The sequence below is a fragment of the Pseudaquabacterium terrae genome, assembly GCF_013266755.1.
GTDB lineage: Bacteria > Pseudomonadota > Gammaproteobacteria > Burkholderiales > Burkholderiaceae_C > Pseudaquabacterium > Pseudaquabacterium terrae.
The window spans coordinates 581826-599545 of record NZ_JABRWJ010000006.1 but is presented as its reverse complement, the minus strand read 5'-3'; the positions used below and the strand labels follow the sequence as shown (position 1 = coordinate 599545).

The 17720-nt window shown below is 68.8% G+C and carries 19 protein-coding genes; 1 reads left to right on the top strand and 18 read right to left on the bottom strand.

Annotated features, from left to right (window positions below; genetic code table 11):
- Nucleotides 1-14: 14 nt before the first annotated feature.
- Both HLB44_RS21990 and hemE read right to left on the bottom strand, forming a co-directional pair.
- Complete coding sequence (locus HLB44_RS21990) at nt 15-2066, bottom strand: primosomal protein N' (protein WP_173127157.1); 2052 nt, start codon at nt 2064-2066, stop codon at nt 15-17.
- 389 nt (nt 2067-2455) lie between these two features.
- A complete protein-coding gene (gene hemE / locus HLB44_RS21985) occupies nt 2456-3547 on the bottom strand; it encodes a uroporphyrinogen decarboxylase (protein WP_173126995.1) in 1092 nt (363 codons plus the stop codon).
- A gap of 126 nt (nt 3548-3673) precedes the next feature.
- On the opposite strand from hemE, the gene HLB44_RS21980 reads away from it, so the two are divergent.
- Nucleotides 3674-4285 carry an HD domain-containing protein gene (locus HLB44_RS21980; protein ID WP_173126991.1) on the top strand — a complete coding sequence of 204 codons (612 nt, stop codon included), beginning with the start codon at nt 3674-3676 and terminating at the stop codon, nt 4283-4285.
- A gap of 12 nt (nt 4286-4297) precedes the next feature.
- On the opposite strand, the gene HLB44_RS21975 is transcribed toward HLB44_RS21980, so the two are convergent.
- The 16 genes from HLB44_RS21975 to HLB44_RS21900 all read right to left on the bottom strand — a co-directional run bounded on the left by HLB44_RS21975 (nt 4298) and on the right by HLB44_RS21900 (nt 17599).
- Nucleotides 4298-5056, bottom strand: coding sequence for a hypothetical protein (locus HLB44_RS21975; RefSeq protein ID WP_173126988.1), 759 nt, complete (start codon nt 5054-5056; stop codon nt 4298-4300).
- 7 nt (nt 5057-5063) lie between these two features.
- Nucleotides 5064-6185: a beta-ketoacyl-ACP synthase III gene (locus tag HLB44_RS21970; RefSeq protein ID WP_173126985.1), complete on the bottom strand. Its 1122-nt coding sequence runs from the start codon at nt 6183-6185 to the stop codon at nt 5064-5066.
- A gap of 149 nt (nt 6186-6334) precedes the next feature.
- Entirely contained in the window at nt 6335-6751 is a 417-nt protein-coding gene (locus HLB44_RS21965; protein WP_173126982.1) for a F0F1 ATP synthase subunit epsilon, read from the bottom strand.
- A 12-nt stretch (nt 6752-6763) separates the two neighbouring features.
- Nucleotides 6764-8176, bottom strand: coding sequence for a F0F1 ATP synthase subunit beta (gene atpD, locus HLB44_RS21960; protein ID WP_173126979.1), 1413 nt, complete (start codon nt 8174-8176; stop codon nt 6764-6766).
- A gap of 53 nt (nt 8177-8229) precedes the next feature.
- Nucleotides 8230-9123 carry a F0F1 ATP synthase subunit gamma gene (gene atpG / locus HLB44_RS21955; RefSeq protein ID WP_173126976.1) on the bottom strand — a complete coding sequence of 298 codons (894 nt, stop codon included), beginning with the start codon at nt 9121-9123 and terminating at the stop codon, nt 8230-8232.
- 26 nt (nt 9124-9149) lie between these two features.
- A complete protein-coding gene (gene atpA / locus HLB44_RS21950; protein WP_173126974.1) occupies nt 9150-10703 on the bottom strand; it encodes a F0F1 ATP synthase subunit alpha in 1554 nt (517 codons plus the stop codon).
- Between the two features lie 58 nt (nt 10704-10761).
- On the bottom strand, nt 10762-11292 hold the full coding sequence (locus tag HLB44_RS21945; RefSeq protein WP_173126971.1) for a F0F1 ATP synthase subunit delta: 531 nt from the start codon (nt 11290-11292) through the stop codon (nt 10762-10764).
- 2 nt (nt 11293-11294) lie between these two features.
- A complete protein-coding gene (locus HLB44_RS21940; protein ID WP_173126968.1) occupies nt 11295-11765 on the bottom strand; it encodes a F0F1 ATP synthase subunit B in 471 nt (156 codons plus the stop codon).
- Nucleotides 11766-11898: 133 nt separating this feature from the next.
- Nucleotides 11899-12162, bottom strand: a complete 264-nt coding sequence (atpE, locus tag HLB44_RS21935; protein ID WP_009548357.1) for a F0F1 ATP synthase subunit C — start codon at nt 12160-12162, stop codon at nt 11899-11901.
- A gap of 71 nt (nt 12163-12233) precedes the next feature.
- Complete coding sequence (gene atpB / locus HLB44_RS21930) at nt 12234-13070, bottom strand: F0F1 ATP synthase subunit A (protein WP_173126965.1); 837 nt, start codon at nt 13068-13070, stop codon at nt 12234-12236.
- A gap of 27 nt (nt 13071-13097) precedes the next feature.
- The gene (locus HLB44_RS21925; RefSeq protein ID WP_246312379.1) at nt 13098-13589 is read right to left on the bottom strand and encodes an ATP synthase subunit I; all 492 of its coding nucleotides are present in this window, start codon (nt 13587-13589) and stop codon (nt 13098-13100) included.
- 173 nt (nt 13590-13762) lie between these two features.
- Nucleotides 13763-14656, bottom strand: a complete 894-nt coding sequence (locus tag HLB44_RS21920; protein WP_173126962.1) for an SMP-30/gluconolactonase/LRE family protein — start codon at nt 14654-14656, stop codon at nt 13763-13765.
- A gap of 9 nt (nt 14657-14665) precedes the next feature.
- Entirely contained in the window at nt 14666-15535 is an 870-nt protein-coding gene (locus HLB44_RS21915; RefSeq protein ID WP_173126959.1) for an aldose 1-epimerase, read from the bottom strand.
- A gap of 38 nt (nt 15536-15573) precedes the next feature.
- Nucleotides 15574-16392 carry an HpcH/HpaI aldolase family protein gene (locus HLB44_RS21910; protein ID WP_173126956.1) on the bottom strand — a complete coding sequence of 273 codons (819 nt, stop codon included), beginning with the start codon at nt 16390-16392 and terminating at the stop codon, nt 15574-15576.
- A gap of 13 nt (nt 16393-16405) precedes the next feature.
- Complete coding sequence (locus HLB44_RS21905) at nt 16406-16897, bottom strand: GNAT family N-acetyltransferase (protein WP_173126953.1); 492 nt, start codon at nt 16895-16897, stop codon at nt 16406-16408.
- 27 nt (nt 16898-16924) lie between these two features.
- Nucleotides 16925-17599 (bottom strand): cytochrome b/b6 domain-containing protein, encoded by a 675-nt coding sequence (locus HLB44_RS21900; protein WP_425500839.1) that lies wholly within the window; start codon nt 17597-17599, stop codon nt 16925-16927.
- Between the last annotated feature and the right edge of the window lie 121 nt (nt 17600-17720).

Here is a 17720-nt window from a genome sequence, read left to right as displayed (position 1 = left end):
GCACGCGACGCGCGTCAGATCGCCAGCGGATCGACGTCGATCGCCCAGCGCGCCAGGCCCTTGTGCGCGGCGCGCAGCGTGTGCAGCAGCGGCGACCAATCGGCCAGCAGCCGCTGCAGCCGCGCCCGCGAGGCCGATTCGACCAGCATCTGCACGCGCTCGATGCCCGCCACCTTCGCGATGCTCGCCGGCACCGGCGGGTAGACCGTCACCGCATCGGCACCGGGCAGTGCAGCGGCCGCGGCGGCGGCGGCCTGCAGGAAGGCCATGGCGAGCGCCGGATCGCGCGCCTCGGCGCGCAGCAATGCGAGGTGGCTGTACGGCGGCAGGCCAGCGGCCTGGCGCTCGGCCAGCTGGCTGGTGGCGAAGGCGCCGAAATCGTGCTTCTTCAGGGCCGCGTACAACGGATGTTGGGGATGCCAGGTCTGCACCCACATCTCGCTGCGCGCGGCGGCCTCGGCATCGCGGCCGGCGCGGCCGCCGGCCTGCATCAGCAGCGCGAACAAGCGCTCCGGCGCGCGGAAGTCGCTGGCGAACAATGCCGAGTCGGGGCTGACCGCAACCACCAGCGTGATGCGCCGGAAGTCGTGCCCCTTGGTGACCATCTGCGTGCCGACCAGCACGTCGACCTCGCCGGCATGCACCTCGGCGAGCCGGCTTTCGAGCTGCCCCTTGCCGCGCGCCGCATCGGCATCGATGCGCGCGATGCGCGCGCCGGGCAGCGCGGCGGCGAGCTGCTCCTCGAGCTTCTCGGTGCCGCGGCCGAGCGGCGCGATGTCCAGGTTGCCGCAGTCGGGGCAGCCGCGCGGCACGCGTTCGCTGAAGCCGCAGTGGTGGCAGCGCAGCGTGCGCTCGCGCTTGTGGAAGACGCGCCAGGCGCTGCAATGCGGGCAGCCGCTCTTCCAGCCGCAGGCGCCGCAATGCAGCACCGGCGCGTAGCCGCGGCGGTTCAGGAAGACGAGGCTTTGTTCGCCGCGCGCGAGCCGCTCGTGCAGCGATTGCAGCACCGGCGGCGCGAAGACGATGGGCGCGGCGTCGATCGCGCCCGACGGTCGCGGCAGCACGCCCATGTCGAACAGGCGCACGCGCGGCAGCACGCCGCCGCCGATGCGCTGCGCCAGCGGCACGCAGCGGTAGCGCGCCTGCTGCGCGCGCTGCCAGGTCTCGAGCGACGGCGTCGCCGAGCCGAGGATCACCGGCAGGCGCTCGAGGTGGCCGCGGTAGACGGCCAGGTCACGCGCCGAGTAGCGTGCGCCCTCCTGCTGCTTGTACGAGGGGTCGTGCTCCTCGTCGACGACGATCAGCCCGAGCCGCGGCAGCGGCGCGAACACCGCCATGCGCGTGCCGAGCACGATGTCGGCCTCGCCGAGCAGCGCGGCGAGCCAGTGCGACAGGCGTTGCGCCGGCGTCAGGCCGCTGTGCATCGCGACCAGGCGCCGGCCGGGGAAGCGTGCCGCGAAGCGCGCTTCGAGCTGCGGCGTCAGGTTGATCTCCGGCACCAGCACCAGCGCCTGGCGGCCGGCGTCGAGCACGCTTTCCGCAGCGCGCAGGTAGACCTCGGTCTTGCCGCTGCCGGTGACGCCGTGCAGCAGCATGGGCGCCGGTTGCGGCTGCGCGCGCAGCGCCTCGAATTCGGCGAGCGCGGCGGCCTGGTCGGTGGCCAACGCTGGCCGCTCGGGCGACGCGGCGAACGCGTCTTTCGGCTCGCGCGCCCAGCGCTTGATCAGCCGCGCCTGGCGCTTGGCCAGCGCCGGCGCGTCGAGCTTGCGCAACTCGGGCGGCAGCACCGACAGCGCGAGCTCGCCGACGCCGCGCTGATAGTAAGCGGCGGCAAATTCTGCGAGCGCGAGCCACGCCGGCGGCAGTGGCGGCAACCCGTCGAAGGCCGCGCCAATCGGACGCAAGGCGGCCTCGTCGACGGGGTCCTCAGCGCCCTCGGCGGGCCGCTGCCAGACGATGCCCAGCACATCACGCCGACCCAGCGGCACACGCAACAAGCTGCCGGCGGCGAGCGGGCGCTCACCCAGGTAGTCGAGCGCTCCACCGAGGCCGCTGTGCTGCGGCATGTCGACGACGACGGCGAGGCGTTGCGCGCTTGTCAAGCCCCGACTCCGGCGCACCTCGACAGCAAGCGAAGTTCCACATCAAAAATCGGCCCTAAGTACATGATTGGGAAAGAGTTTTCCACCTATCCCCTGCTTCTGTGGATAACTTTGTGGGAAAGCTGGCAGCGACGACGCTAAGTGCTTGATGCAATGGGCTTCGCGTTGCTTTGCCCAATTTCGGGGCAGCGGCCAAAAGTTCTTATGAATCAGGCACTTGGCACGTATTCGCGCAATTCTTCATGGTGCGCTGCGGAGCCGCTTCGGCCCGTTGGCAGGGGCCCACGTTTTGGGGATAAGTCAAGCCCTGAGTGCCCACTTACCGATCGCCGGCGAGCGAATTGAAATGCGGGTCAACCCGCTTGTCGCAGGGCCCTGGAATGGGCATGCACGGCCTCCACCAAGGCGGCGACATGCTCCGGCGGCGTGTGCTGGTTGATGCCGTGGCCGAGGTTGAAGACATGGCCGCCGAAGCGGCCGTCGGGCCGCCGCGGATCGCCGAAGCTGTCGAGCACCGCGCGCGCCTCGGCCGCCACCGCTTCGGGCGACGAGAACAGCACCATCGGGTCGATGTTGCCCTGCAAGGCCACCGCGTCGTCGATGCGCCGCCGCGCCGCGCCGAGGTCGCAGGTCCAGTCGAGGCCGACGACGTCGGCGCCGCTGGCGGCGATCGATTCCAGCCACTGTCCGCCGCCCTTGGTGAAGACGATCGCCGGCACGCGCTGTCCTTCGTTCTCGCGCTTCAGCTGATCGAGCACGCGGCGCGTGTAGGCCAGGCTGAACTCCGCGAAGGCGCGATGCTCGAGCACGCCGCCCCACGAGTCGAAGACCATCACCGCCTGCGCGCCGGCATCGATCTGCGCGTTGAGGTACGCGGCCACGGCGTCGGCATTGATGGCCAGCATGCGGTGCAGCAGGTCGGGCCGGCGGTACAGCATGGTCTTGACCTGGCGGTAATCGTCGGAGCCGGCGCCCTCGACCATGTAGCAGGCCAGCGTCCACGGGCTGCCGGCGAAGCCGATCAGCGGCACGCGGCCGTTCAGCGCGCGGCGGATCGCGCTGACGGCGTCGAAGACGTAGCGCAGCTTGTCCGGCGGCGGCACGGCGAGTGCGGCGACCGCGGCTTCGTCGCGCACCGGACGAGCGAAGCGCGGGCCCTCGCCGGCGGCGAAGGTGAGGCCCAGCCCCATCGCATCGGGCACCGTCAGGATGTCGGAGAACAGGATCGCGGCGTCGAGCGGGAAACGCTCGAGCGGCTGCAGCGTGACCTCGGTGGCGAAGTCGGGATTCGTCGCCAAGCCCATGAAGCTGCCGGCGCGCGTGCGGGTCGCGTTGTACTCCGGCAGGTAGCGGCCGGCCTGGCGCATCAGCCACAGCGGCGTGTAGTCGGTCGGCTGGCGCAGGCAGGCGCGCAGGAAGGTGTCGTTCTGGAGCGGCGCGGGCATCGGCGGATTATCGGTGCCGCTCCCCCCAAGAGCATCTGCCCTGCGCGGTCGTGCACGCGTGATAAGGTGCCCCGGCGCTGACGGTACCCGGCCGCGGCGACAGCCCATCACCGAGGAGCTTCACCGATGAACCGCAGCGTTCCTGAATTCGGCGGCGATGTGATCGAGCGCATCGCCGAGCTGTACCGGCAACACGGCAGCCGACCGTACGACGGCGGCCGGCGCGAGTCGGTGACCGCGCTGGAGCATGCGCTGCAGTGTGCGCAGCTCGCCGAATGGGCCGGCGCCGAGCCCTCGCTGGTGGCGGCCGCGCTGCTGCACGACATCGGCGATTTCGTGGGCGACGGCTCCGACGGCGCGGACAACCACCACGAGCTGCGCGCGCAGGACGTGATCGGCGACGGCTTCGGCGCCGAGGTCCTGGACCCGATCCGGCTGCATGTGGCGGCGAAGCGCTACCTGGTCAGCACCGAGCCGGGTTATGCCGACGCGCTGTCGCCGGCGTCGCAGCTGTCGCTGGCCTTGCAGGGCGGGCCGATGTCGAGCGACGAGGTGCAGCGCTTCGAGGAGGAAGCCTATGCGCCGCAGGCGCTGCTGCTGCGGCGCTGGGACGATGCCGCGAAGACGCCGGGCAAGCCGACGCCCTCGCTCGACTACTACCTGGTGCTGCTGCAGGAGCTGCGCGAGCAAGCCCGGCCGGCGCGACGCCGCACCGTCGTCGGCGCGCTCGACGCCTAGGACCTGTCGGCGCTACCAGCGCTGCGCCGGCCGCGTCATTGGCGCGTCAGGCCGTTCGCCGTGGCGCAGCCAGTCGCGCAGCAGGCGGTCGCCGCCGTCGGGCTGCGCCCAGTCCCACAGCAGCTCCGGCGGCACGACCCGCGTGCCGGCGGGCGCGCCGGGCAGCAGCCGGGCGAGCTCGATCACGAATTCAGCCACCTTCACGGCGCGCAGCGGCTGATCGCGTTGCGGCACCATCCAGTGCAGCTGCGCGAGCAGGCCGTTCGCCAGCGCCTGCAGGCGGCTGTGGCCCGCTGATGCCGGGCCGGCGGCTCGGGTCGGCCGCACGATCACCAGCTGCTCGAAGTGAAGCGCGGCCACCGCCTGTTCATCGAGTGAGGCCAGGCCGGCCTTCAAGGCCTGCGGCAGCAGCGCCGGCGCATGCGGCATCACGACCATCAACCGCCGCACGCCGGCGTCGCGCAGCCACGCCGCGAAACGCGGCAGCTCGTCCGGTAGCGGGCGCATGAACGCCGCCTCGCGCCCGTGCAGCGAGCGCTCGCGGTCGAACACGATCAGCGCGGTGGCCGGCGCGGCGGCGCCGAAGGTCGGCAGCGCGGCCGGGACGCCGGGCATCTGCAGCACCTGCAGGCCGCGCAGCGCGACGTCGATCGGCTGCGTCGTCAGCGCGATCACCGGTGCCCAGTGGGCGGTGCCCAGCGCTGTTTCCAGGACCGCCGCGCCCAGCGGTCCGGCAGCGCCGGCGACCAGCAAGGCTTCGGTGATCGGCACGCGCGCGCTACAGCTTGCGCACGACCACGCTGCCGACGGAATAACCCGCGCCGAAGGAGCAGATCATCCCCAGGTCACCGGCGCCCAGGTCGCCGCGATGCAGGTGGAACGCGATGATCGAGCCGGCCGAGGCGGTGTTGGCGTATTCGTCGAGGATCAGCGGCGCGACGTCGGGACCGGCGTCGCCGCCGACCAGCTTGCGCATCACCAGCTGGTTCATGCCGAGGTTGGCCTGGTGCAGCCAGTAGCGCCGCAGCTGCGTGGTCTCGATGCCCAGCGCGCCCAAGTGCCCTTCGATGTGCGCGGCCGCCAGCGGCACGACTTCCTTGAACACCTTGCGCCCTTCCTGGCGGAAGGTCTTGTCGCGCGCGTCGGGATCGGTGTCCTCGCAGCGGTTCAGGAAGCCGGAGTTGTTGCGGATGTGGTTCGAGAACTGCGTCGCAAGCTTGGTGCCGAGCACCTCCCAGCGCTCGCCGGACACGGCGTCGTCGTCGCGCTCGATGACCATCGCGGTGCAGACGTCGCCGAAGATGAAGTGGCAATCGCGGTCGCGCCATTCGAGGTGCGCCGACGTGATCTCCGGATTGACGATCAACGCACAGCGCGCGGTGCCGGCACGCAGCGCATTGACCGCCTGCTCGATGGCAAAGGTCGCCGACGAGCAGGCGACGTTCATGTCGAAGCCGTAACCCTGCGCACCGAGCGCCTGCTGGATCTCGACCGCCATCGCCGGGTAGGCGCGCTGCATGTTGGCGGCGGCGCAGAACACCGCGTCGACCTCGTCGCCGCGGCGGCCGGCGGCGGCCAGCGCCTGCCGGGCTGCATCGACGGCGATCTCGGCCATCAGCGACAGTTCTTCGTCGGCGCGCGGCGCGAAGCGCGGCTTCATGCGCGTCGGATCGAGCACGCCGGTCTTGTCGATCACGTAGCGCTGCTTGATGCCGGAGGCTTTCTCGATGAATTCCACGCTCGAGCTGACCATCGCCTCCACTTCGCCGGCGGCGATGCGCGTGGCGTTGCGCTCGTTCTGCAGCGCGGCGTAGGCGTTGAAGGCCTCGACCAGCTCGGCATTGCTGATGACGTGCGGCGGCCGGTACAGGCCGGTACCGGTGATGACGATGCGGGTCATGGGGACTCTCCCGGAAAGCTGGAGCGGGGGTCAGTGTGGCAGCTCGGCCACCGGACGCACAACGGGGCTACCCCCGTAGAAAGACCAACGCCCGCATCGCTGCGGGCGTCTCGATCGGTCGCGCCCCTCTTGGGCGGCGGCCGCAGGCCTTACTTCTTGCGCAGCTTGGCGATCGCCGCGATCTGCGCCGCCATCATCGCGAATTCACTCTGCGCGCGCGCAAAGTCGATGTCGCTCTTGGCGTTCTTCATCGCTTCTTCGGCCAGCTTCTTCGCTTCGGCGGCCTTGGCCTCGTCGAGGTCATGGCCGCGGATCGCGGTGTCGGCCAGCACGGTCACCGTGCCCGGCTGCACCTCGAGGATGCCGCCGGCGACGAAGACGAACTCTTCCTCGCCGTTGTCGGCGCGCTCGATACGCACCGCGCCCGGCTTGATGCGGGTGATCAGCGGCGTGTGGCGCGGCAGGATGCCGAGCTCGCCGTTCTCGCCCGGCAGCGCAACGAACTTGGCCTCGCCGGAGAAGATGCTGGCTTCGGCGGAGACGACGTCGACATGAATCGTTGCCATCGTGGGCTCCGGTTATTGGATCTTCTTGGCCTTCTCGAAGGCCTCGTCGATCGTGCCGACCATGTAGAAGGCCTGCTCGGGCAGATGGTCGCACTCGCCGGCGACGATCATCTTGAAACCGCGGATCGTTTCCTTCAGCGGCACGTACTTGCCCGGCGAGCCGGTGAACACTTCGGCGACGTGGAACGGCTGCGACAGGAAGCGCTGGATCTTGCGCGCGCGGGCCACGGCCAGCTTGTCTTCCGGCGACAGCTCGTCCATGCCCAGGATCGCGATGATGTCGCGCAGCTCGCGGTAGCGCTGCAGCGTCGACTGCACCGCACGCGTGGTGTTGTAGTGCTCTTCGCCGACGACGTTCGGGTCGACCTGGCGGCTGTTCGAGTCCAGCGGATCGACGGCCGGGTAGATGCCCAGCGAGGCGATGTCGCGCGACAGCACGACGGTGGCGTCCAAGTGCGCGAAGGTCGTCGCGGGCGACGGGTCGGTCAAGTCATCCGCCGGCACGTAGACGGCCTGGATCGACGTGATCGAGCCGACCTTGGTCGACGTGATGCGCTCCTGCAGGCGGCCCATTTCCTCGGCCAGCGTCGGTTGGTAGCCCACCGCGGAAGGCATGCGGCCCAGCAGCGCGGACACTTCCGTGCCGGCCAGCGTGTAGCGGTAGATGTTGTCGACGAAGAACAGCACGTCGCGGCCTTCATCGCGGAACGATTCGGCGATCGTCAGGCCCGTCAACGCGACGCGCAGGCGGTTGCCCGGGGGCTCGTTCATCTGGCCGTAGACCATCGACACCTTGGACTCGCCCAGGTTCTCCAGATTCACGACGCCCGACTCGGCCATCTCGTGATAGAAGTCGTTGCCCTCGCGGGTGCGCTCACCGACGCCGGCGAACACCGACAAGCCCGAGTGCGCCTTCGCGATGTTGTTGATCAGCTCCATCATGTTGACGGTCTTGCCGACGCCGGCGCCGCCGAACAGGCCCACCTTGCCGCCCTTGGCGAACGGGCAGATCAGGTCGATCACCTTGATGCCGGTCTCGAGCAGCTCCTGCGACGGGCTCAACTCGTCGTAGCTCGGTGCCTTGCGGTGGATCGACGCGGTCAGCGTCTGGTCCACGGGACCGCGCTCGTCGATCGGGTTGCCCAGCACGTCCATGATGCGGCCGAGCGTTGCCGTGCCGACCGGCACGGTGATCGCGGCGCCCGTGTTGCTGACCATCAGCCCGCGGCGCAGGCCGTCGGACGAGCCCAGCGCGATGGTGCGCACGATGCCGTCGCCGAGCTGCTGCTGCACTTCGAGCGTCAGCGCCGAGCCTTCGAGCTTCAGCGCGTCGTACACGCGCGGCATGCTGTCGCGCGGGAATTCGACGTCCACGACGGCGCCGATGCACTGAACGATCTTGCCCTGTGCTTGCGTGTTAGCCATTTCTTCGATCCTTCAAACAGTATTCGTTGCGTGCGGCCGCTGCGCTTGTCGCGTCAGCCGCTGATGGCGGCCGCGCCGCCGACGATCTCGGACAACTCTTTCGTGATCGCCGCCTGCCGGGTCTTGTTGTAGACCAGCTTCAGCTCGGCGATCAGGTTGCCGGCGTTGTCGGTGGCGGCCTTCATCGCGACCATGCGCGCTGATTGCTCGGACGCCATGTTCTCGGCGACCGCCTGGTAGACCAGCGCCTCGATGTAGCGCGTCAGCAGGTCCTCGATGACGGTCGCCGCATCGGGCTCGTAGATGTAGTCCCAGCCGTAGGCGGCCTTCTCGGCGGCGGTCTGCTCCAGGCGCGAGGCGGCAAGCGGCAGCAGCTGCTCGACCACCGGCTCCTGGTTCATCGTGTTGATGAACTTGGTGTAGCAGACGTACACCGCGTCGAGCTTGCCTTCGGTGAACGCGTCGAGCATCACCTTGACCGGGCCGATCAGCTTCTCGAGCTGCGGCTGGTCGCCGAGCTGCGTGACGTGGCTGATGACCTTCGCGCTGATGCGGTTCAGGAAGCCGAAGCCCTTGTTGCCGATCGCCACCGCCTGCGCCGACGAACCGGCGGCCTGCAGCTCGCGCATCTTCGTCGTCACCATGCGCAGCACGTTGGTGTTCAGGCCGCCGCACAGGCCCTTGTCGGTCGTCACGACGATGTAGCCGACCGACTTCGCGCCCTGGCCCTCGGCCGTCTTGCGCAGGTACGGCGACTTGTACTCGGGGTTGGCCTGCGACAGGTTGGCCGCGATGTTGCGGATCTTGTCCGCGTAAGGCCGGGCCGCACGCATGCGTTCCTGCGCCTTGCGCATCTTCGACGCCGCGACCATCTCCATGGCCTTGGTGATCTTCTTCGTGTTCTCGAAGCTCTTGATCTTGCCGCGTATCTCTTTACCGACCGCCATGGCGATGCTCCTTGTGGCGGTTCAGATCAGGCGAAGGACTTCTTGAACGCCGTGATGGCGGCGGTCAGCTCTTCTTCCGCGCCCTTGTCCATCGCCTTGTCGTTCTCGAGCTTGGCCAGCAGCGCGGCGTGGCTCGACTTCAGGTGCTGGTGCAGGCCGTGTTCGAAGGACAGGATCTTCTTGACGTCGACGTTGTCCATGAAGCCCTTGTTGACGGCGAACAGCGTCGCGGCCATCAGGCTGATCGGCAGCGGCGAGTATTGCGCCTGCTTCAGCAGCTCGGTCACGCGGGCACCGCGGTCGAGCTGCTTGCGGGTGGCGTCGTCGAGGTCGGACGCGAACTGCGCGAAGGCGGCCAGCTCACGGTACTGCGCCAGGTCGGTACGGATACCGCCGGACAGGCCCTTGACCAGCTTGGTCTGCGCGGCGCCGCCGACCCGCGACACCGAGATACCGGCGTTGATCGCGGGGCGGATGCCGGCGTTGAACAGCGCCGTTTCCAGGAAGATCTGGCCGTCGGTGATCGAGATCACGTTGGTCGGCACGAAGGCCGACACGTCGCCGGCCTGCGTCTCGATGATCGGCAGCGCGGTCAGCGAGCCGGTCTTGCCCTTGACTTCGCCCTTCGTGAAGGCTTCGACGTAGTCGGCATTCACGCGCGCGGCGCGCTCGAGCAGGCGGCTGTGGAGATAGAACACATCGCCGGGGAAGGCTTCGCGGCCCGGCGGGCGGCGCAGCAGCAGCGAGACCTGGCGATACGCGACGGCCTGCTTGGACAGGTCGTCATAGATGATCAGCGCGTCCTGGCCACGGTCGCGGAAGTATTCGCCCATCGTGCAGCCCGAGTAGGCCGACACGTACTGCATCGCCGCCGATTCGGAGGCCGACGCGGCAACGACGATGGTGTAGTCCATCGCGCCGTTGGCTTCCAGCGCGCGCACCACGTTCTTGATCGACGACGCCTTCTGGCCGATCGCGACGTAGACGCAGGTCATGTTCTGACCCTTCTGGTTGATGATCGCGTCGATCGCCACCGCGGTCTTGCCGGTCTGGCGGTCGCCGATGATCAGCTCGCGCTGGCCACGGCCGATCGGCACCATCGAGTCGATCGACTTCAGGCCGGTCTGCACCGGCTGGCTCACCGACTGGCGTGCGATCACGCCCGGCGCGACCTTCTCGATCACGTCGGTCATCTTGGCGTTGATCGGGCCCTTGCCGTCGATCGGCTGGCCGAGCGCGTTGACGACGCGGCCGATCAGCTCGGGGCCGACCGGCACTTCCAGGATGCGGCCCGTGCACTTGACGGTGTCGCCCTCGGAGATGTGCTCGTACTCGCCCAGGATCACCGCGCCGACCGAGTCGCGCTCGAGGTTCAGCGCCAGGCCGAAGGTCGGCTGGCCACTGGCGGTGGGCGGGAACTCCAGCATTTCGCCGGCCATCGCGTCCGACAGGCCGTGCACGCGCACGATGCCGTCGGTGACGGACACGACGGTGCCCTGGTTCTTGATGTCGGCCGAGGTGTCGAGGCCTTCGATGCGGCTCTTGATCAGCTCGGAAATCTCAGCGGGATTCAGTTGCATAACATTCTCCTAAGACGACGGATGAGCGGCACGTATGCGGCAAGTGCGCAGCTCGTGCTCACGCCGTCAGGGCGACCTTCATTTGTTCGAGACGGGCCTTGACCGAGGTGTCGAGCACCTCGTCGCCGACCACCACGCGGATGCCGCCGATCAGCTCGGGGTCGAGCTCGACGCGGGCGTTGAGCTTGCGGCCGAAGCGCTTCTCGAGCGCGGACACGGTGTCGGCGAGCGCGGCGCCGTCGATCGGATACGCGCTGTAGACGATGGCGTCCGAGCTGCCCGAGCGGACGTTGACCAGTGCCTTGAACTGCGCGGCGATCTCGGGCAGCGCGGCCAGGCGGCCGTTGTCGATCACCGTGCGCAGCAGGTTGGCGACCTGGCCGTCGAGCGCGGTCTTCGCGACGCTGGTGATCACCTCGTAGACCTGGGCGGCGCCGACCTTCGGGTTGTCGGCGAACTGGCGCAACTGCTCGTTGGCGGCAACGTCGCCCAGCGCACTCATCTGGCCGACGAGCGCCGCGGCGTTGGCGCCGGCCGCCTTGAACAGCGCCTCGGCGTAGGGGCGCGCGATGGTGGCGATCTCGGCCATGATCAGAGTTCCGTCTTCAGGCGGGTCAGCAGCTCGGCGTGCACGCCGGCGTTGACTTCACGGCGCAGGATCTGCTCCGCGCCCTTGACGGCCAGGCCCGCGACCTGCTCGCGCAGCGCTTCGCGCGCCTTGACGGCTTCCTGCTCGGCCTCGGCCTTCGCAGCGGCGATGATCTTGGCGCCTTCTTCGCTGGCGCGCGACTTGGCCTCTTCGACCAGTTGCTGCGCCAGGCGCTCGGCATCGGCCAGGCGCTTTGCGGCGTCGTCGCGCGCGGCGGACAGTTGCTGCTCGACCTTCTGGTTGGCCTGGGTCAGCTCGGCCTTGGCCTTGTCGGCGGCGGACAGGCCGTCGGCGATCTTCTTCGCGCGCTCGTCGAGCGCGGCGATGATCGGCGGCCAGACGAATTTCATCGTGAACCAGACCAGGATCAGGAACACGATCATCTGGGCGATGAGGGTACCGTTGATGCTCACTTTGATGCCTCAATCACGTGGGTTGGACCACCCCCGAAGCGGCTGCGCCGCCTCCCCCTCGAGGGGACGACGACGCCAGCGGCCCGGCTAGAGCGGCTCCGCGGCGTCCGCTGGGGGACGCGCACGCGCCGAATTACTTCGGGAGATTGGCGATCTGACCCAGGAACGGGTTGGCGGTGGCGAACCACAGAGCGATACCGGTGCCGATGATGAACGCCGCGTCGATCAGGCCGGCCAGCAGGAACATCTTGGTCTGCAGTTCACCCATCAGCTCGGGTTGGCGCGCAGCCGATTCGAGGTACTTGCTGCCCATGATGCCGATGCCGATACACGCACCGACGGCGCCCAGACCGATGATCAGACCGGCGGCGAGAGCAACAAAGCTGATGACTTCCATGGATGACTCCTAGTTAGAACGGTGAGGAAGAAAGGGAAAAGTGAAAACGTCGGACCGATGCGCTAACGCGATCAGTGAGCGTCGTGGGCCTGGCCGACGTAGACGAGGGCCAGCATCATGAACACGAAGGCCTGCAGCGTGATGATCAGGATGTGGAAGATCGCCCACGCGGTGCCGGCGATGATGTGGCCGATCATCAGGCCGATGCCGGTGGCCGACAGCGACCAGGCACCGCCCATCAGCGCTATCAGCAGGAAGATCAGTTCGCCGGCGTACATGTTGCCGAACAACCGCATGCCGTGCGAGACGGTCTTGGCGACGAACTCGATGATCTGCATCAGGAAGTTGAACGGGTACAGGACCACCTTGTCGCCGAACGGCGCGGAGAACAGCTCATGCACCCAGCCGCCCCAGCCCTTGATCTTGACGTTGTAGACCAGGCACACGATCAGCACCGACAGCGACAGGCCCATCGTCACCGACAGGTCGGCGGTCGGCACCACGCGCAGGTAGTGCACACCGGCCTTCTCGCCCAGCAGCGGCAGCAGGTCGACCGGCAGCAGGTCCATCGCATTCATCAGGAAGATCCAGACGAACACCGTCAGCGCCAGCGGCGCGACGAGCTTGCGACTGTGGGCGTTGTGCACGATGCCCTTGGCCTGCGTCTCGACCATCTCGACCAGGATCTCGATCGCCGCCTGGAAGCGGCCCGGCACGCCGGAGGTGGCGGTCTTCGCAACACGCCAGAAAAGGAAGCAGCCGATGATGCCGACGACAACGGCGAAGGCGATCGAATCGAGGTTGAAGACCGAGAAGTCGACGATCGACGTCTGCTTCTTGTTCTGCAGGTGCGTGAGGTGGTGAACGATGTATTCACCCGCGGTCGGGGCGTGACCTTCGGCAGCCATGTGTTGAGTTCCAGTCCCGTCTTGTCGTTACTTCCGGCGGCGCCACAGCAGCGCCACCCAATACACCTTGATGCAGAGCACCAGGCCGGCCAGCAAGGCTGGCCACACCAAGTTCTGCACGATCCGGTTGGCGACGACGAGCATCACCACCGAAACGCCAATTTTCACCATCTCCCACAACATGAAGCTGACGGCAGACGTGCCGGGCGACATGCTGGAGAACCGACTGGTCATGCCGCGCGCCATCAGGCTGCCCGGCACCACCACCACGGCCGCGCCGTACAGCGCGGACCATGCCACTTCGCTCCTGCCGGTGAGCAGCCAGCCGACCAAGGCTGCCAGCACACCGACCGCGGCTTGCGCCGCGACGACCCACCAGGGAGATACCGGCGGCTCCTTCGCCCTCAAGGCTGCCGCCTGTTCGCGGGTCAAGCTCTTGAAGGACGCGTCTGCCGCCTCATCTTCTGAATCTCGCCACCTGTTCGGCTGGCCCGTCTTCGTCATGGGCCGGTCGGACATCGTGGTTACGCTGGGTTTCGGCAAACCGCAGAAGTATACGTGGAAACCCGTGCCGGTCCGGGGCCGCCCCATTGGGCGAAATTACTTAACCTGGGGCACCCGGCCTCGCGGGTACACGAGGCCACCCGCCGAGCGGGTGCGCGGCCGCTTGGGGCGGCCCGGCGCCGGCCGCGCTACGGGCAGCGCGCGAAGTTCACCGGCAGGCCCGGCACCTCCACCCGCATCACCAGCACGCACCCAGCCCACGGCTGCAACGCCAATTCGTCGGCCGGCCGCTTGTCGCGCGCGGTCGTCACGTACAGCGTCCTCAAGTCATCGCCGCCGAAGCACGGCATCGTCGGGCAGCGCACCGGCAACGGGATCTCGCCGAGCGTCTCGCCGCTCGCGCTCAGGCGCAGCAGGCGCTGCCCTTCGTACATCGCAACCCAGTACGCGCCTTCGCTGTCGACCGCAGCCCCGTCGGGGCGACCGCCGTAGGTCTCGAGCGGCGCATCGGCCCCACGCATTGCAAACTGCTGAAAGACGCGGCGCCGGCTCAGGCTTCCATCGCCCGCATCGAAGTCGAAGGCGTAGACCGCATGCGCCTTGGTGTCGGCCCAGTACATCGTGCGCCCGTCGGGGCTGAAGCCGAGGCCGTTGCTGGTCGTCGCGCCTTCGGCCTGGCGCTCGGTGCGGCCCTTTGCGTGGCGGTACAGCGCGGCGCGCGGCTCCCGCAGGTCGTCGATGGTGCCGACCCAGAAGCGGCCTTGCGGGTCGGCCTTGCCATCGTTGAAGCGCTGGCGCGCCGGGTCGTAGGGTGGTGCGGCGAGCTGGCTGCGCGAGTTCGTCTCCGGATCGAAACGCCACAGCCCGTCGCGCATCGCCAGCAGCAGTCCGCCGCCGAGCAGCGGCGCACACGCGCCGGGCTCCGAGGCGAGCGACCAGTGCTCGTGCAACTCGCGCTGCGGGTCGTAGCGGTTCAGCAGCCGGCCCGGGATGTCGATCCAGTACAGCCGGCGCTCTTCGGGATGCCAGAACGGCGATTCGCCGAGCAGCGAGGGTGGCACCGGCAGTGCTTGGATCTCCATCGTCATCAATCAGACCGGCGCGATCTCGAGCTTCATCCACGCGTCGGTGGTCTCGCTGGCGCCCAGGCTGCGCAGCCCGTGCGCCGCGGGCTCGGCCATGTGGATCGCATTGCTGACGTGGCTGACCGGCTCGACGCAGAAGTAGTCGCGCTGCTCGGGCGTGTGCACGACGAGGTAGGGCAGCGAGGAGGTCAGCTTCAGCGACAGCTTCTCGTCGCGGATGCGCGCGGCGCCGCGCCAGCCTTCGAAGCAGTGGTCGAAGGCCAGGTGCGCGACGTCGCCGTCGATGCCGGGCTGCGCGAGCTTGCGGGTCGGCAGTTGGTTGGCATCGGTCTCCCAGCGCTCGGCGAGCTCGACGTGCAGCCGGCTGCGCGGACGCTTGACGAAATACGGATGCCAGCCGAGGCCGACCGGCTGCGGCTGGCTGCCGGTGTTCGTGAACACCAGGTGCTGCTCGAGCGCCGCGGCACTCAGCACGAAACGCTGCACCAGCGTGAAGTCGAAGGGCCAGTACTCGTCGCCGCGGTGCACGTAACGCAGCTCGGCTTCGGTCCCGCTTGCGCTCACCACCTCCCAGCCGCGCATCCACGCGACGCCGTGCAGCGCATGCGGCGTCTCGGCGACGTTGGCGACGATGCGATGGTCCTGCCCCTGCCAGCGGAAACGGCTGAAGCCGAGCCGGTTGCTGAACGGTGCGAGCGCGAAGCTGCCGGCGTCCCGCGCCGTGGCGATCGTGTCCGCATCGGGGCTGCGCATCACCGGCACATCGCCGCGCCACAGGCCGGCGATGCAGCCGCCGATGTCGGGCCGCAGTGCGAGCCGCAGATCGCCGGCCTGGAGTTCGATCGACTTGACAGGCGCGCTAGTGGTTGAGGTCATCGAGGAGCCGTGGTGGTGTGAGGGGAAGCCGCGCGCGTTCAGGCGCCCGGCTCGGGATTCGTGCCGCCGCTGAGCGTATGCACGTGCGCGGCGCCGTCCTGCGTGCGCAGCGCACGCAGCGTCGTCGCGGCACCTTGCATCAGCAGGTTCAGGTCGGAAGCGACGGCGAGGAAGTCGAAGGCCATCGCGCGATAACGCGTCGCTGCATCGGCCGTGAAGGCCAGGCTGCCGATCGGCACGCCGGCGGCCTTGGCGCGCCGCACCGCATCGGCCATCAGCGCCAGCACGTCGGCGTGCAGCGTCTGGCCGGGCACGCCGACGCTGCCCGACAGGTCGACCGGGCCGACGAAGAGCGCATCGACGCCCGGCACGGCGGCGATGGCCTCGATCTGCGCCACCGCCGCGGCGCTTTCGATCTGCACGATGACGCCGATCTGCTGGTTCGCGGTCTGCAGGTAGTTGGCGGTGGTGCCGAAGCGCGAGCCGCGGCTCATGCCGATCATCCCGCGCACGCCCTCGGGCGGAAAGCGCGTCGCGGCGACCGCCTGGCGCGCCTCGTCGGCGCTCTGCACGAACGGGAACATCACCGTCACCGCGCCGGCGTCGAGCACGCGCTTGACGGTCACCGCGTCGTTCCACGGCACGCGCACGACGGTGGCCATGCGCGTATTGCCGAGCGCCTGCAACAGGTGCGTGACGCCCATCATGTCCAGCGGCGCGTGCTCCATGTCGACGACGCCCCAGTCGAAGCCGGCCAGCCCGACGGCCTCGGCGACGATCGGGCTGGCGGACATGATCCAGGCGCCCAGCGGCGGCTGGTGGCCGGCGGCGCGCAACAGGCGGCGAAAGGAATTCATGGCGGGCTGCGCATCACGCCAGCGCCACTTTCAGGTAGTGCGCGCCCGCAATCGGATTGAAGTAGTACGGTGCGATCGCCTCGAAGCCGAGCGAGCCGTACAGCTCGCGCGCCGCCTCCATGTCGTCCATCGTGTCGAGCAGCATCGTCGAGTAGCCGGCCTCGGTCGCGTGGTCCATCAATTCCTGCGCCAGCAGCCGGCCGAGGCCGAAGCGCCGGAAGGCGCGGCGCACGTACAGGCGCTTCATCTCGCAGGCGTTCGGGTAGTCGGCGTCGGGCAGCGCGCGGAAGGCACCGCAGCCGGCCAGTTCGTCGTCGACGAAGGCGAGGAACAGCGCGCCTTGCGGCGGCGCGTACTCGCCCGGCAGCGAAGCGAGCTCGTCCTCGAAGTTCTGGAAGCACAGGTCGAAGCCCAGACCCTGCGCGTACTCGCGGAAGATCTCGCGCGTGGCGTCCAGCAAGGCCGGTGTGTCCGGCGTTTGCAGGCGAAGAACGGGCGACGACATCGATGCGGGCGTTTCAGGCGCTGCAGTCTACCCCCCGAGCCGGGCGATGCCGATCGACAGTGCCGCGCAGCAAGCGAACAGCACCAGCGCCAGCACGCGCTGGCGCAGGCTGTCCTGCGACGGCGGCACGCTCGCCGGCAGCAGCTTGTCGCCGCGCCACATCGGCGCCACCAGGCTGGTGCCGCGCAGCCGGTAGACGATGATCGCGCCGACGTGCAGCAGCACCAGGCCGATGATGATCCACTGCCCCGGCCCCTTGTGCCAGCTGGTGGCCGCCAGGCCGGTGGCCGTGTCGACGAAGCGGTTCAGCGGCCCGGTGGTGGCGATCTCGTCGTCGGCGAAGAGGCCGGTGCTGACCTGCACGACGAGGATGCCGAGCATCGCGAAGACCGAGAAGGCGCCGAGCGGGTTGTGGCCGACCTCGAAGTGGTCGCCGTCGCGGTGCTCGCCGCGCAGGTAGCGCAGCGTCGTCGCCGGCGCGTAGACGAAGCGCGCGAAGCGCGACCAGTGGCCGCCGACCAGGCCCCAGAGCAGCCGGAACACCAGCAGCGCGAGCACCGTCAAGCCGATGCGCATGTGCCAGACCAGCGCGTTGCCGCCGATCTTGCCGGTGATCACCAGGCCGACCACGGCCAGCGCCAGCGTCCAGTGAAAAAGCCGCGTCGGCAGATCCCAGACCCGCACCGGACGAAGTTCGGACAACGTTTCGCTCATGCTACGCCCTGCCTCGCGCCAACACCCCGATGGGCCGGGACGATAGCCGAAAGCGAGCGCGCCGTTGACAGTGAAGGCCCGCGGAATTTCCGCGGGAGCTCGCCCGTAC